The 14,948-nt window shown below is 64.6% G+C and carries 16 protein-coding genes; 2 read left to right on the top strand and 14 right to left on the bottom strand.

Annotation, left to right across the window (positions count from 1 at the left end; genetic code table 11):
• Nucleotides 1-186: 186 nt before the first annotated feature.
• Entirely contained in the window at nt 187-924 is a 738-nt protein-coding gene (locus JANGC3_RS0122555) for a GntR family transcriptional regulator (RefSeq protein ID WP_017878756.1), read from the top strand.
• Nucleotides 925-979: 55 nt separating this feature from the next.
• On the opposite strand, the gene JANGC3_RS0122550 is transcribed toward JANGC3_RS0122555, so the two are convergent.
• From JANGC3_RS0122550 to rpsP, 8 genes are all read right to left on the bottom strand, one after another.
• A complete protein-coding gene (locus JANGC3_RS0122550; RefSeq protein WP_026133362.1) occupies nt 980-1,429 on the bottom strand; it encodes a CBS domain-containing protein in 450 nt (149 codons plus the stop codon).
• A gap of 118 nt (nt 1,430-1,547) precedes the next feature.
• Nucleotides 1,548-1,886, bottom strand: coding sequence for a DUF3579 domain-containing protein (locus tag JANGC3_RS0122545; protein WP_017878754.1), 339 nt, complete (start codon nt 1,884-1,886; stop codon nt 1,548-1,550).
• A 222-nt stretch (nt 1,887-2,108) separates the two neighbouring features.
• The gene (locus JANGC3_RS0122540; protein ID WP_026133361.1) at nt 2,109-3,068 is read right to left on the bottom strand and encodes a CobD/CbiB family protein; all 960 of its coding nucleotides are present in this window, start codon (nt 3,066-3,068) and stop codon (nt 2,109-2,111) included.
• A 91-nt stretch (nt 3,069-3,159) separates the two neighbouring features.
• Nucleotides 3,160-3,819, bottom strand: a complete 660-nt coding sequence (locus tag JANGC3_RS0122535; RefSeq protein WP_017878752.1) for a CoA pyrophosphatase — start codon at nt 3,817-3,819, stop codon at nt 3,160-3,162.
• Between the two features lie 79 nt (nt 3,820-3,898).
• Nucleotides 3,899-4,282, bottom strand: a complete 384-nt coding sequence (gene rplS / locus JANGC3_RS31855; protein ID WP_026133360.1) for a 50S ribosomal protein L19 — start codon at nt 4,280-4,282, stop codon at nt 3,899-3,901.
• Nucleotides 4,283-4,403: 121 nt separating this feature from the next.
• On the bottom strand, nt 4,404-5,150 hold the full coding sequence (trmD, locus tag JANGC3_RS0122525) for a tRNA (guanosine(37)-N1)-methyltransferase TrmD (RefSeq protein ID WP_017878750.1): 747 nt from the start codon (nt 5,148-5,150) through the stop codon (nt 4,404-4,406).
• 26 nt (nt 5,151-5,176) lie between these two features.
• Nucleotides 5,177-5,737 carry a ribosome maturation factor RimM gene (gene rimM, locus JANGC3_RS0122520; protein WP_035787909.1) on the bottom strand — a complete coding sequence of 187 codons (561 nt, stop codon included), beginning with the start codon at nt 5,735-5,737 and terminating at the stop codon, nt 5,177-5,179.
• A 14-nt stretch (nt 5,738-5,751) separates the two neighbouring features.
• A complete protein-coding gene (rpsP, locus tag JANGC3_RS31850; protein WP_081611951.1) occupies nt 5,752-6,009 on the bottom strand; it encodes a 30S ribosomal protein S16 in 258 nt (85 codons plus the stop codon).
• A gap of 233 nt (nt 6,010-6,242) precedes the next feature.
• Here rpsP and JANGC3_RS0122515 point away from each other — a divergent pair, with 233 nt between their 5' ends.
• Nucleotides 6,243-6,659, top strand: a complete 417-nt coding sequence (locus JANGC3_RS0122515; RefSeq protein WP_017878748.1) for an NINE protein — start codon at nt 6,243-6,245, stop codon at nt 6,657-6,659.
• Nucleotides 6,660-6,959: 300 nt separating this feature from the next.
• On the opposite strand, the gene JANGC3_RS0122510 is transcribed toward JANGC3_RS0122515, so the two are convergent.
• From JANGC3_RS0122510 to ugpQ, 6 genes are all read right to left on the bottom strand, one after another.
• On the bottom strand, nt 6,960-8,750 hold the full coding sequence (locus JANGC3_RS0122510; RefSeq protein WP_026133359.1) for an acyl-CoA dehydrogenase: 1,791 nt from the start codon (nt 8,748-8,750) through the stop codon (nt 6,960-6,962).
• A 97-nt stretch (nt 8,751-8,847) separates the two neighbouring features.
• Nucleotides 8,848-9,780, bottom strand: a complete 933-nt coding sequence (locus JANGC3_RS0122505; protein ID WP_026133358.1) for an electron transfer flavoprotein subunit alpha/FixB family protein — start codon at nt 9,778-9,780, stop codon at nt 8,848-8,850.
• A gap of 233 nt (nt 9,781-10,013) precedes the next feature.
• A complete protein-coding gene (locus tag JANGC3_RS0122500) occupies nt 10,014-10,763 on the bottom strand; it encodes an electron transfer flavoprotein subunit beta/FixA family protein (RefSeq protein WP_017878745.1) in 750 nt (249 codons plus the stop codon).
• Nucleotides 10,764-10,986: 223 nt separating this feature from the next.
• A complete protein-coding gene (locus tag JANGC3_RS0122495; RefSeq protein ID WP_017878744.1) occupies nt 10,987-11,214 on the bottom strand; it encodes a sulfurtransferase TusA family protein in 228 nt (75 codons plus the stop codon).
• Between the two features lie 191 nt (nt 11,215-11,405).
• Nucleotides 11,406-14,015 (bottom strand): alanine--tRNA ligase, encoded by a 2,610-nt coding sequence (gene alaS / locus JANGC3_RS0122490; RefSeq protein ID WP_017878743.1) that lies wholly within the window; start codon nt 14,013-14,015, stop codon nt 11,406-11,408.
• Between the two features lie 116 nt (nt 14,016-14,131).
• Nucleotides 14,132-14,884 carry a glycerophosphodiester phosphodiesterase gene (gene ugpQ / locus JANGC3_RS0122485; RefSeq protein WP_017878742.1) on the bottom strand — a complete coding sequence of 251 codons (753 nt, stop codon included), beginning with the start codon at nt 14,882-14,884 and terminating at the stop codon, nt 14,132-14,134.
• Between the last annotated feature and the right edge of the window lie 64 nt (nt 14,885-14,948).

Raw genomic sequence — 14,948 nt, 5'->3', positions numbered from 1 at the left:
CTATCGTTGTGAGATACATACAGACCACTTTTGCGGCCCGCGCCGCGGCTTTACGCCAGCGCTGTTGGCGGCGAGAGATAAAATCCGGGAAATTGGTCTTGGGACGGCCTTTTTTGGTATTATCGGACGAGGTATTCCACAATAAGCAGGCGCGCACGCACGCGCCGCAACGGAGATTAGGACGGTATGACCACCCTGGCTGACATCATGCATAGCCTGGGGCAGAACAGCAGCCTGCCCCTGTACCAGCAATTGCAGCGCGCCTTGCGCGAGGCGATCGACCAACGCATCCTCGGCCCGGACGAAGCCCTGCCGGCCGAGCGGCAACTGGCGGCCGACCTGTCGGTGTCGCGCATTACGGTGCGCAAGGCGATCGACGGGCTGGTCGGCGAAGGCCTGCTGGTGCGCCGGCCCGGCTCGGGCAACTTCATCAATACCAGGATAGAAAAGAATTTCGCCAAGCTGACCTCGTTTTCCGAGGACATGCGGGCGCGCGGGCGCAGTCCGCGCAGCGTCTGGCTCAAGCGCTCGGCCGGCACGGTGACGCCGGAGGAGGCGCTGCGGCTGCGCCTCAGTCCGGGCGCGCCGGTGTACCGCTTCCACCGCATCCGCTACGCCGACGAGGTGCCGATGTGCCTGGAGTACGCGACCATCGTCGCGGCCTGCCTGCCGTCGCTGGAGGCGGTGGAGATTTCAATGTACGACGCGCTGGAGCGGGCCGGCAACCGGCCGGTGCGGGCGCTGCAGCGCCTGAGCGCGCTGCTGCTCAACGCCGAGCAAGCCACGCTGCTGCAGGCCAAGCCGGGCGACGCCGGCCTGTCGGTCGAGCGCCTGGGCTTTTTGCGCGATGGCCGCGCGGTGGAGTTTTGCCGCTCCTATTTCAGGGGCGACATGTACGACTTCGTGGCGGAGCTGACCACGTAGCGGGGCGCGGTGCTTGTTTTGCCGTCCGCGGCGCCTCGAGTGCGCCGCGCCGGGATTATTGCCGGGCCTGCTTCTCGTGGGCCAGTTGGCCCGAGCTGATGCGCGACAACTCGCCCATCTCCTCGGCCAGGAACTCGAGCAGGTCGTCGACACTGACAATGCCGCTCAAGCCGCCCATGCTGTTGACCACCGGCAGCCGGCGGATGTTCTTGAAACGCATGCGCTCGATGGTTTCATAAACGTCCTCGTCCTCGGTGGCGGTCATCAACTCCTCGGTCATAATGTCGCCGACCAGCAGGCTGGCCGGGTCCAGCCCGAGCGCGATGACGGAGATGACGATGTCGCGGTCGGTGATGATACCCACCGGAACCTGTTCGCCGTTGGGTTGCTCCACCACCACCAAGTCGCCGACATGGTGGGTGCGCATCAACAGCGCCGCTTCCTGCACCGTCATGTCGCGTTTGCAGTGCACGGTTTGCACAGTACAGATATCCCCGATACGCATAGCCATCCCCCTGTCGATGCGCGCGGCGCGCGCGTTGCAGCACCACGCTACGCCGGCACCGGCGCGCGGGCTTGATCTGCCTCAAAAGTGAGGGCGGCCGCGTCCGCGCCGCGCCGGCTTACGGGCGCTGGTCGTCGGGATACGGCAGGAAACAGGCGTCGACCACTTGCAGGTCGTTATCCTTGGCGAATTCGACGACGAAATGGAAAGCCATCGGCTCAAGCTGCTTGAGCTTGGCGTTGACCACCACCGCCTTCATGCCGTTGACGATGGTCGGGCGCACGTAGGGCGAGAATTGCAGGTGCGAGTGGCGCCCGCCTTCGGGATTGAAACAGGACATCACGCCGCACAGGCGTTCGGCCCAGTCGCTGGGACGGAACTGTTTGCCATCGCTGGTGGCGCCAAGGATAAAGAACTCGTTGGACAGTTCTTTGTTGGTTTGAGCGGAGTCGGCCATAGACGGTGGGCGGTGGGGCATGGATGCGTGAATGACCCCGGCAAGAGCGCCGGGCCGGTGGATCTGAACTGCCGTGTAGCGGTGCTGCCGTGCCTCTGAACTAGCAATACTTGGGTATTATATCTTATAGAAGACCTGCGCATCGAGCGCCGTTGCAGGCGGGCCGGCCGAAGTCGGCGCCGACCCCGGCCCTGCCCGCATTGTAGTCCTGTTTCCCGTCATTTAGCCGAGCCAGACCGCGCCGGACAACAACAACAGCAACAACATCCACAACAGCAAGGCGCGCCAGACCAGGCCCACCGTGCTTTGCAGCGCGCGCAGGCTCGGCTCGTCGCCGGGCACGCTCTCGCCTTCGCTGTCGCTGCTGTCGACGGTGGCGGCGTCGGCCGGCAGCACCTTGGCCGCGGTCTCCAGCGGCGTGCCCAGCCGCACGCCCATGGCGCCGCCGCCGGCCGACAGGATGATGCCGATGGCCTCGTCCTGCCAGCGGTGGGCGAAATTGCGCCAGGCGTAGATGGCGTCCTCGAAATTGCCGACCACGGCGAAGGCGATCGCCGTCAGGCGCGCCGGAATCCAGTCGATCCAGTAAAAGGCGCGCGCGGCGAACCGGCCGAAGGCCTCGTTGCGCATGTGCTCGGGTTCGTTCCAGGCGCGCGCCAGGTACTCGGCGACGCGGTACATCACGGCGCAGGCCGGCCCGAGCGGCATCAGGAACCAGAAGAACACGCCGAAGACGTTGCGGTGCGTGGTGATCAGCGACATCTCGACGGCGATGCGGGCGATCTCGTTGGCTTCCATGCCGACCGTGTCCTGCTTGGTCCATTCGGCCAGCAGCGCGCGCGCGGCGGCCTCGTCGCCGGCGCTCAGCGCCAGTTGAATCGACGTGAAGTAATGGCTGTAGTGGCGGAAACCCAGCGTCAGGTAGACGATCAGGATGTTCCAGACGAAGGCGACCAGCGGCAGGTTGTAATGGATCAGCACCCAGTAGATCAGCGCGGTGGGCACCATCAGCGCCGCCATCATCAGGAACCAGCCGATGCGGCCGTGGCCCGGGTCGCCGGCGTTGAACCAGGTTTCCATGCACATCGCGAGGCTTTTGATTTCGGCGTAGATGGGATTGTCCGCGCGCAAGGGCTTGAGTTGTTCGATCAACAGCGCGCAAAGAATGGAAAGAAATGTCATCAAACGTCCTTTTAATCAGCAATGCCGTAATGCCCGCTACGATAACGTAATGTCATGCCGGAATCAAACTTATTACTGGGGGGGGGCCGGCTCAGGCGCGCAGGAAGTGGAACAGGTTGCGCAGCATGCCGGCGGTGGCGCCCCAGATATAGAAGCGATCATACGGCATCGCGTAGAAAGAGCGTCGCCCGGCCGGCAACAGGGCCGACAGGCGCTGGTGGTTCTGGCCGTCCATCAGGAAGGCCAGCGGCACCTCGAAGATTTCATCGACCTCGCACGGGTCGGCGCGCAAGGCGAACGGCGGCGTGACCAGGCCGACCACCGGCGTGACGCAATAGCCGGTGCCGGTGTGGTAATCGGGCAAGGTGCCGAGCACGTCGACGTGGCGCCGCCGCAGGCCGACCTCTTCCTCGGTTTCGCGCAGCGCCGTGTCGACCGGCGAGCTGTCGCTTGGCTCGACGCGCCCGCCGGGAAAGCTGACCTGGCCGGCGTGGTTGTTCAGGTGCGCGGTGCGGCGCGTCAGCAGCAGCGTCAGACCGGCCTCGCGCAGCACCAGCGGCACCAACACCGCCGCCGCTTTGGCCGGCGCGGCCATCGGCCAGGGCTGCTCGGCCGCCTCCGGCGTCCAGTGCGGCGGCTCGGCGAAGCGCTGGCGCAACCAGTGCGCCGTCAGGCGCTCGGCGGCGACGGCGGCCTCGCCGGCGATCGAATCGATCGGCAGGGTTTGCGGGTCGAACAGGACGGTAGACAAGGCGTGTTTCCTTCCGGCGGCGGACAAACAAAAAAGGGGCACCTGCAGGCGCCCCTTCTTCCAGACACAGGCGCTAGAATTAAGCGCTTGCTTTCGCCACGACTTTACGTTGTGGCAATTTCTCTTTAATACGCGCCGATTTGCCCGAACGCTCACGCAGATAGTACAGCTTGGCGCGGCGAACGTCACCGCGGCGTTTCACTTCGATCGAAGCGATCAGCGGGGAGTACAACTGGAACGTACGCTCGACGCCTTCGCCGGACGAGATCTTGCGAACGATGAAGTTCGAGTTCAGGCCACGGTTACGACGGGAGATGACGACGCCTTCGTATGCCTGGGCGCGCTTGCGGGTGCCTTCGACGACGTTGACGTTGACGATAACGGTATCGCCAGGGGCGAACACAGGAATCGTTTTACCCAGACGGGCAATTTCTTCCTGCTCTAATTGCTGAATCAAGTCCATTTTTCTTACTCCAGAAACCATCTTGCCGGCGCGAAGATTTGCATCTGCCCGGTAGAGGATGGGGTTAAACATGCGGGCAAGACGCCCGCGCGGTACTGCTTGCTACCACCTGCGAAACGCATTACAGGCTTGATAAAAACTGTTCGTCGGCGCGCGTTAGCAAACCGGCGGCGCGCGACTTGGCCAGCAAGTCGGGGCGCTTGCGCGCGGTCGCCTCCAGCATGCGCTGGCGGCGCCATTTGACGATCTCGGCGTGGTTGCCGCCCATCAGCACCGGCGGCACGGCCACGCCTTCGTAACTTTCCGGACGCGTGTAGTGCGGCGAATCGAGCAAGCCGTTGACGAAGCTGTCCTCGACCGCCGAGGCGTCCGTGTTCAGCACGCCCGGCAACTGCCGTATCACCGCGTCCATCAGCGCCATCGCCGGCAGCTCGCCGCCGGACAGGACAAAGTCGCCGAGGCTGATTTCCTCGTCGACGCAGCGCTCGATCAGGCGCTGGTCGACCGCTTCGTAGCGGCCGCACAGGATCACCAGACCGGCTTCGGTTTTCAATTCCATCACGCGCTCGTGCGTCAGGGCGCGGCCTTGCGGCGACATGAACACCACCCGCGGCGCGGCCAGGCCGAGCGCGACTTGGCGCTGCTTGGCGGCGCCCAGGGTCGCCTCCAGCGGCTTGGCCAGCATTACCATGCCGGGGCCGCCGCCGTAGGGGCGGTCGTCGACGGTACGATGGTTGTCGGTGGTGAAATCACGCGGATTCCACAGCGACAGGCCGCATTTCTGCTGCTCGAACGCGCGCCGGGTCACCCCCGACTGCGTCAAGGCGGCAAACATTTCCGGAAACAGGGTGACGACATCAAATTGCATCGCAAGCCCCCTTCCCATGCCGCCGCTTAATAATCCAGACCCCAGTCGACCGTGATGGTCTTGCCGGCCTTGTCAACTTGAATGACAAACTGGCTGACAAACGGGATCAGGCGCTCGGGCGCCTTGTCGGCGGCGTCGGCGGCGGGGTCGACGACAGGGGCGACGCGCAATATCGATTGCGGACCGTTGCTCATCATGTCGGCGACCTGGCCGAGACACTCGCCTTGCAAATTCTGTACTGTCAGTCCGATCAGATCGGACCAATAAAATTCGTCAGCCGACAGCGTCGGGAAATGGCTGCGCGGAACCTGGACAGCGGCGCCTTTCAGCGCTTCTGCGGCATCCCGCCCTACCACACCCAGCAACTGGGCCACGACGTCGCCGCCGTGAAGTTTCACCTGCTTGACGTCAACGCCATGCAAGTTCGGCTTATCGAACCACCAGGTTTTGACACTCAACAAGGCATCCGCGTCGACCGAGAAAGGGGTGACCCTGACCCAGCCAGCGACGCCGTAGGCACCTGAAACATAACCTACCTGTACCAGATCGTCGGGGGCTTCCACCCCGGATGCAGTATTAACCGTCAAACCAGTGATCTAACTTAAGCTGCTACTGCTACTTTGTTGCCGGCCGCGATCAGGCGAGCGACGGTTGGCGACAATTGCGCGCCAACGCCTTGCCAGTACGACAGGCGATCTTCAGTGATACGGAATGGCACTTCGCCACCCGACGCCATCGGGTTGTAAAAACCGATGCGCTCAATGAAGCGACCATCGCGGCGATTGCGCGAATCCGTAGCGACGATGTTGAAGAACGGGCGCTTCTTGGCGCCTCCACGAGCTAAACGAATAACGACCATAATAATTCCAAATAAGTGTGCTGAGGCGGAAAAAGCCGCAAATTATAGCGCGCTTTACCGCCAGGCAGCAAGCGTTATGATGACGGGCGTGTAATTTGAGCTAATCGAACATTATGAACCATGCAGGGCCGGGCGCGCAATAGCGATCGGGGCCTTGATAGCGAATAAGGCTGGCGGCGGCGGCGGGTTTTGACCGATACTTGCGGTCTTTCCCCCTTCCCGCTCCGCACACCATGGCCGTTTCGCACAAAAACAAGACCTTCGCCAGCCTGCTGGCCTTCCTGCTGGGCGCGCTCGGCGCGCACCGCCTGTACCTGCGCGGCGCGCGCGACCGCTGGCTGTGGCTGCACCTGGCGGCGCTGCCGGCCAGCCTGCTGGTCTATACGCTGGCGCCGGCCGCCGACTGGTTCTACCAGGCCCTGCCGCTGATCGTCTCGACACTGGTCGCCTTCCTCGAATCGCTGGTGCTGGGCCTGACCCCGGACGAGAAGTGGGACGCGGCCCGCAACGCCGGCTCCGGCAAGCGGTCGGCGTCGAACTGGCCGCTGGCGCTGCTGCTGGTGGCCACGCTGATGGTCGGCGCCGGCTCGCTGATCTTCGCCATCGCCCGCCTGTTCGACCTGCTCTACACCGGCGGCGCCTACGGCTGAGCGCGACTAGCTGTTTTCCTCGACTTGAAGACGCGATAACACCCACCCCCACCCTCGCCGCCCATGGCATCGCCACGCGCGCGCGACGAGGGCAAGGGGCTGATGCGCGAGGATCGCGCCGGGGACGCTTGTTTGCGCTGGCGTAAGTGTGTCGTCGATCGGATTAGCGGGACGCGTCATCCGACAATGTTGGCCGAAGCGAGACGCGCTGCTCCGTGCCAACATTGTCGGGTTACGCCCTTTGGGCCAACCCGACCTGCAAAGCCGGGCTTGCTTAACGGTATCCGGGCGCCGCGAAGCTTAGAACTGGTCTTCGGTCAAGGCCAGCACGCCGGCGCTGCCGTCGATGATCGCCGTGCGCAGGCCCGACGCCTGCGACAGGATGTGGTCGGCGAAGAAGCGCGCGGTGCCGATCTTGGCGCGGTAGAACGAGGCGTCGCCGCCGCCCGCGTCCAGCTTCTGCTGGGCGATGATGGCGGCGCGCGCCATCTGCCAACCGCCCAGCACGATGCCGGCCAGTTTCAGGTACGGCACGCTGCCCGCGAAGACGGCTTTGATGTCGGTTTTCATGTTGGCGGCGACGTAGTCGACCACGGCGTCGAGCGCCGCGCTGCCTTCGCTCAACTGGCGGTGCATCGCCCGGAAGTCGGCGCCGGCCAGGCCGGCCAGTTGCGCCTCGGTCGCGCGGACCTGGGCGATGATGCTTTTCGCCACGGCGCCGCCGTCGCGCACGGTCTTGCGACCGACCAGGTCGTTGGCCTGGATCGCCGTGGTGCCTTCGTAGATCGTCAGGATCTTGGCGTCGCGGTAGTGCTGCGCGGCGCCGGTTTCCTCGATGAAGCCCATACCGCCGTGCACTTGCACGCCGTCGCGGGTGACGTCTTGCGACATTTCGGTCGACCAGCCCTTGATGACCGGCACCAGGTATTCATACACGGCCAGGCTGTCGGCGCGCACCGCCGCGTCCGGATGGTGGTGGGCCACGTCGCTGACGCCGGCGCCGACGTAGGCCAGCGCCCGCGCCGCCTCGATCTGCGCGCGCATCGACATCAGCATGCGCCGCACGTCCGGGTGGTGGATGATGGAAACCGGGCCGGCCGAACCGGCCAGGTCGCGCGACTGGACGCGGTCCTTGGCGAACGCCACCGCCTGCTGGTACGAGCGCTCGGCCAAGCCGATGCCCTGCAGGCCGACGCCGAAGCGGGCCGCGTTCATCATGATGAACATGTATTCCAGGCCGCGATTTTCCTCGCCGACCAGGGTGCCGATGGCGCCGCCGTGGTCGCCGAATTGCAGCACCGCGGTCGGGCTGGCCTTGATGCCCAGCTTGTGCTCGATCGAGACGCAATGGGCGTCGTTGCGCGCGCCCAGCGTACCGTCGGCGTTGACCAGGAATTTCGGCACGATGAACAGCGAGATGCCCTTGACGCCGGCCGGGGCGTCCGGCGTGCGCGCCAGCACCAGGTGGACGATGTTCTCGGCCATGTCGTGTTCGCCGTAGGTGATGAAGATTTTGGTGCCGAACACCTTGTAGGTGCCGTCGCCCTGCGGCACGGCGCGGCTGCGCACGGCGGCCAGGTCGGAGCCGGCCTGCGGCTCGGTCAGGTTCATGGTGCCGGTCCATTTGCCCGACACCAGCGGTTCCAGGTAGGTGGCCTTCTGCGCGTCGCTGCCGGCCGTCAGCAGCGCCTCGATGGCGCCGTCCGACAGCAGCGCGACCAGCGCGAACGAGACGCTGGCCGAGTTCAACATTTCAATGCACGGCGTCGCCAGCAACTTCGGCAAGCCCTGGCCGCCGAATTCGGTTGGATGTTGCACGCCCTGCCAGCCGGCCTCGGCGAACGCCTTGAAGGCGTCCTTGAAGCCCTTCGAGGTGGTGACGTTGCCGTCGTGCCAGAAGCTCGGCTCCTTGTCGCTGGGGCCGTTCAGCGGGGCCACCACGGCGCCGCAGAATTTCGCGTTCTCTTCCAGCACCGCCTCGGCGGTGTCCGGGGTCGCGTCTTCGCAGCCAGGCAGCGTGTGCACGTCGGCCAAGCCGGCCAGTTCGTTCATGACGAACAACATATCTTTCAACGGCGCTGTGTAACTCATCTCATCTCTCCAAGAAAACAAGCCACGGTGGCCCCGCACTTCGTGCGTCGGACCAGCGTGGCTTGGTAAGTATTAACTCAAGCTCTTATCAGCCGGATCAGCCCAGTTCTTTGACCAGTTCGGGAACGATATCGAACAGGTCGCCGACGATGCCGTAGTCGGCCACGGCGAAAATCGGCGCTTCCGGATCCTTATTGATCGCGACGATGGTTTTCGAATCCTTCATGCCGGCCAGATGCTGGATCGCGCCGGAAATACCGACGGCGATGTACAGCGTCGGCGCGACGATCTTGCCGGTCTGGCCCACCTGCCAGTCGTTCGGCACGAAGCCGGCGTCGACGGCGGCGCGCGAGGCGCCCATGGCCGCGCCCAGCTTGTCGGCCAGCGGCTCCAAGACCTTGAAGTTGTCGGCCGAACCGATACCGCGCCCGCCCGAAACGATGATCTTGGCGGCGGTCAACTCGGGACGGTCCGACTTGGCCACTTCGCGCCCGACGAAGACCGACTTGCCCGAGTCCGCGACGGCGGCCACGGTGTCGGTGGCGGCCGCACCGCCGGTGGCGGCGGCGGCGTCGAAGCCGGTACTGCGCACGGTGATGACTTTGACCTTGTCGCCCGACTGCACGGTGGCGATCGCGTTACCGGCGTAGATCGGGCGCTCGAAGGTGTCGGGCGAATCGACCTTGGTGATTTCCGAAATCTGCGCCACGTCCAGCTTGGCGGCCACGCGCGGCAGGATGTTCTTGCCGTAGGCGGTGGCCGGGGCCAGGATGTGGCTGTAGGCGGCGGCAACGGCGAGCACCTGCTCGGCGACGTTCTCGGCCAGGCCGTCGGCAAACGCGGGCGCGTCGGCAAGCAGCACCTTGGTCACGCCGGCGATTTGCGCGGCGGCCGCGGCGGCGGCGCCGGCATTGCTGCCGGCCACCAGAACGTGGACGTCGCCGCCGCATTGCAGCGCGGCGGTCACGGTGTGGAGGGTGCTTCCTTTTAACGAAGCGTTGTCGTGTTCAGCAATAACTAATGCGACCATGATAATTCCTAGTATGTCGGCGGCGCGGCGTTGCGCGCGCTGCCCGATTCATGTTGTGGGGACGGCGGGGCCGCAGGAACGTGTAAGAAATAAATTCCCTATTTGGACGCGTCTGGCGGGATGCGATGCAAGGCGGACGACCCGACGCAATGCGAGCATTGCTAGGGTCGGCCAACGCCGCAGCGCGCCCGCCAGACGCGCAACAAATCGGGAAGTTATTTCGCGCATGTTCCCTAGATGACTTTGGCTTCGTTGCGCAGCTTGGCGACCAGCGTCGCGACGTCCGGCACCTTGATGCCGGCCGAGCGCTTGGCCGGCTCGACGACTTTCAGGGTTTTCAGACGCGGCGTGCAGTCGACGCCCAGTTCCTCCGGCTTGACGGTGTCGAGCGGCTTCTTCTTCGCCTTCATGATGTTCGGCAGCGTCACGTAGCGCGGCTCGTTCAGGCGCAGGTCGGTGGTAATGATGGCCGGCAGAGTCAAAGTCAGCGTTTCCAGGCCGCCGTCGACTTCGCGGGTGACCGTCACTTTGCCGTCGTCGAGCAGCACTTTCGAGGCGAACGTCGCTTGCGGCCAGCCCAGCAGGGCCGCCAGCATCTGGCCGGTCTGGTTGCTGTCGTCGTCGATCGCCTGTTTGCCCAGGATGATCAGTTGCGGCTGTTCCTTGTCGGCCAGCGCCTTGACCAGCTTGGCGACGGCCAGCGGCTCCAGTTCGGCGGCCGTTTCCACCAGGATGCCGCGGTCGGCGCCGATGGCCATCGCGGTGCGCAGGGTTTCCTGGCACTGCGTCACGCCGCACGAGACGGCGATCACTTCGGTGACCTTGCCGGCTTCTTTGAGGCGCATCGCTTCTTCCAGCGCGATCTCATCGAACGGGTTCATCGACATTTTGACGTTGGCGGTATCGACGCCAGTGCCGTCACTTTTGACGCGGACTTTGACGTTGTAGTCGACCACGCGTTTGACGGGTACCAAGACTTTCATAGCTGTGCCTTTGGGAAATGATAAAAATGACGGACTAAGTAAATATGGGCTAGATTATAAGAGGAAACCCGGCGATAAACAGAATTAAAGCACGATCGTGCGATTTTTTGTTAGAAGAAGTCGTCTAATCCAACAGACGGCGTGCTTCGGAATGGCGATGAGAACGCTGCAAAGCAGCATAAACGCGTCGCGGCGGGCCGTTTCGGGGCCGCCGCGGCCTGGACTATTTGCGTTGCATCAAAAATACAAACTCGCGCCCGGTCTGCACGTGGGACAGCAGCGCGTTGCCGGTCTGCTTGGCGAACGCCTGGAAGTCGCGCACCGAACCGGGGTCGGTGGCCATAATGCGCAGTACTTCGCCGCTTTGCAGCTCGGCCAGGGCCTTCTTGGCCTTCAGAATCGGCAACGGGCAATTCAAGCCCCGCGCGTCGAGTTCTTTTTGGAATTCCATGATCTCGTTATCAAGTAGTGTGTCGCTCATCATATCCCGCTTGGTTCGTTGCACTGATTTTTGACATACTACTCCAATTACGGGCAAATGACGCGCTGCACCAAAATAGTTCGGCAAATGTTGTGAGGTCACAACGACAACTGAGGTAGTAAAACGACAACGCGGCCGTGGCCGCGCCGCCGTTTTCACTCTCAAGCGCGCTCGGCAACCCAGGCCGGGACGCCCGCCAAGGCGGCCGCCAGGTTGGTAGGATCGGTACCGCCGGCCTGCGCCATATCGGGGCGTCCGCCGCCTTTTCCGCCCACTTGTTGTGCAACGAAGTTGACCAGCTCGCCGGCCTTGACCTTGCCGGTGGCGTCGGCGGTGACGCCGGCGATCAGGCTGACCTTGCCGTCGGCGACGCTGGCGAGCACGATGGCGGCCGTCTTCAGCTTGTCCTTGAGCTTGTCCATGGTTTCACGCAGGCGCGCCACGTCGGCGCCGTCCAGCACCGCCGCCAGCACCTTGACGCCGTTGACGTCGACCGCCCGGGCGACCAGTTCGTCGCCCTGCCCGGAGGCCAGCTTCGACTTCAGCGCCGCCAATTCCTTCTCCAGCGACTTGACGTGGTCCTGTACCTGCACGATGCGGGCGGTCAGCTCGTCCGGGTTGGCCTTCAAGGCCGCCGACGCTTCCAGCAGACGCCGGTTCAAGCTTTGCACCAGCGCCAGCGCGCCTTCGCCGGTGACGGCCTCGACGCGGCGGATGCCGGCCGCGACGCCGCCCTCGCCGATGATCTTGAACAGGCCGATGTCGCCGGTGCGCTGCACGTGCACGCCGCCGCACAGCTCTTTCGAGCTGCCGATGTCGAGCACGCGCACCTCGTCGCCGTACTTCTCGCCGAACAAGGCCATGGCGCCGTGCTTGACGGCGTCGTCGAAGGACATGTTATGCGACTGGGTGGCGTGGTTTTGCAGGATCTCGCGGTTGACGAGCGCCTCCACGGCGACGATCTGCTCGGCCGTCAGCGGCGCGTTGTGCGAAAAGTCGAAACGGGTGCGGTCGGGATCGACCACCGAGCCTTTTTGCGCCACGTGGGCGCCCAGCACCTCGCGCAGCGCCTTGTGCATCAAATGCGTTGCCGAGTGGTTGCGGATGGTGCGCGCGCGGGTCGCCTCGTCGACGATCGCCTCGACCGTGTCGCCCACCGTCAGCGCGCCCTCCGCCAGCTCGCCGTGGTGGCCGAACACGTCGGCCTGGATCTTCAGCGTGTCTTCGACGTTGAACTGGCCGGAGGTGAACTGGATGACGCCCCGGTCGCCGACCTGGCCGCCCGATTCCGCGTAGAACGGCGTGGTGTCGAGCACCACGATGCCGGACTGGCCGCCCTTCAGTTCCTGCACCGACACGCCGTCGGCGTACAGCGCGACGACCTTGCTGGCGTGGACCAGCTTGTCGTAACCGACGAACTTGTTTTTCGCGCCGGCGTAGTCGACGTTTTGCAGCTTGGCGAAGCCGCCCTTCTTGCGCGCGTTTTCGCGCTGGCGCTCCATCGCCTCCTTGAAGCCGGCCTCGTCGAGCACGACGTCGCGCTCGCGGCAAATGTCGGCCGTCAAATCCAGCGGGAAGCCATAGGTGTCGTAGAGCAGGAAGGCGGTGGCGCCGTCGAGGTTCTTGCCGTCCTTGGCCAGTTGCGTTTCCAGGATCTTCATGCCGTTTTCCAGCGTCTCGCCGAAACGCTCTTCCTCCGTCTTGAGCATGTGCGCGACGCGCTCTTTCATGTCGGCCAGCTCGGGATAGGCGGCGCCCATCTGGATCGACAGGTCGTCGACCAGCCTGTAGAAGAACGGCTTGGTCTGGCCCAACTTGTGGCCGTGGCGCAGCGCGCGGCGGATGATGCGGCGCAGCACATAGCCGTGGCTTTCAGGGCCGGGAATGATGCCGTCGACGATCATGAACGCGGCCGAGCGGATGTGGTCGGCGATCACGCGCAGCGACTTGCTTTCCAGGTCGGTGGCGCCGGTTTCGCGCGCGGCGGCCTTGATCAAGGCCTGGAACAGGTCGATCTCGTAGTTCGAATGGACGTGCTGCAGCACGGCGGCCAGGCGCTCCATGCCCATGCCGGTATCGACGCAAGGCTTGGGCAGCTTGTGCATGACGCCGGCGTCGTCGCGGTTGAACTGCATGAACACCAGGTTCCAGATTTCGATGAAACGGTCGCCGTCCTCGTCGGGCGAACCCGGCGGGCCGCCCGGAATGTCGGCGCCGTGGTCGTAGAAGATCTCGGTGCACGGACCGCACGGGCCGGTGTCGGCCATCTGCCAGAAATTGTCCGAGGCGTAGCGCGCGCCCTTGTTGTCGCCGATGCGGATGATGCGCTCGACCGGCACGCCCATTTCCTTGGACCAGATGTCGTAGGCCTCGTCGTCCTCGTGGTAGACGGTGACGGTGAGCTTGTCGGCCGGCAGGCCGTAGACCTTGGTCAGCAATTCCCAGGCGTACTGGATGGCGTCGCGCTTGAAGTAGTCGCCGAAGCTGAAGTTGCCCAGCATTTCAAAGAAGGTGTGGTGGCGCGCGGTGTAGCCGACGTTTTCCAGGTCGTTGTGCTTGCCGCCGGCGCGCACGCAGCGTTGTACCGAGGTGGCGCGGGTGTACGGGCGCGTGTCGGTGCCGGTGAACACGTCCTTGAATTGCACCATGCCGCTATTGGTCAACAACAAGGTGGGATCGTTACCCGGAACGAGCGAACTGGAGCGGACAATTGTATGGCCCTTCGATTCGAAGAACTTGAGGAATTTGTCGCGGATGTCAGATGAATTCATGTTTTTTGGCAGGGGTGGCGGCAGCTTGAAAGAAAATATTATACGTGATAACCCCGCCCGGAAATACCGGGCGGCGGCGGCGGCGGGCGCCGTGGCGCCGCGGCCGGCCATGCCGTTTATGCGAAGTCCGGGCCGATCAGGTCGATGCGGTCGGTGCAGAAGCCGTCCACGCCCCAGCCGAGCAATTCGCGCGCGCGCCCGGGCTCGTTGACTGTGTAGCAGAACAGGCCCAGGCCGGCGTCCTTGACGGCCCGCGCCAGCGCCGCCGTCAGGTGGCGCTGGTTGGTGTGCACGGCAACAACGTCGAGCGCGCGCGCCCGGGCCAGCCAGTCGTGCGGCAGGCAATCGATCAGCAGCGCGCGCGGCAGGTAGGGCGCGGCCTCGCGCGCCGCCGCCAGCGCCTCGGCGCTGAACGAGGACAGCAGCGGCAGCTGGGCCGGGTCGCCGGCGGCGATCTCGGCGCCGAAGCAGGCCCGGGTAACGCCCGCCACCACCCTGCCCGTCTCGCGCTCGAAGCCCGGCACCGGCTTGATTTCAATGTTCATCCAGATGCGCTGCGCCTTGCAGTAGTCGACGAACAGGCCGAAGTTCGGCACCTTTTCGTCGGCGAACAGGGGGCTAAACCAGCTGCCGGCGTCCAGCGCCGCCAGCTCGGCCGCGCCGAGGTCGGCGACGCTGCCGGCGCCGGCCACGGTGCGCCCCAGCACGTCGTCGTGCAACACCACGCCGACGCCGTCGCGCGACAGCATGACGTCGAACTCGACGGCGTGGAAGCCGTAGGCCAGGGCGCAGCGCAGCGCGGCGAAGGTATTTTCCGGCGCCAGCGTGCCGCCGCCTCGGTGCGCAACAATTTTAGGGTAGGGCCACATGGACGATCCGCTCGGTGATTTCATCGACAAGCCTGGCGATGTGTTCTAGACTTTGTTTCCAACG

It is taken from the genome of Janthinobacterium sp. CG3 (assembly GCF_000344615.1).
Taxonomy (GTDB): Bacteria; Pseudomonadota; Gammaproteobacteria; order Burkholderiales; family Burkholderiaceae_D; genus Janthinobacterium.
Note: the sequence above shows the minus strand (reverse complement) of the source record. Positions and strands in the feature narration are given on the sequence as shown.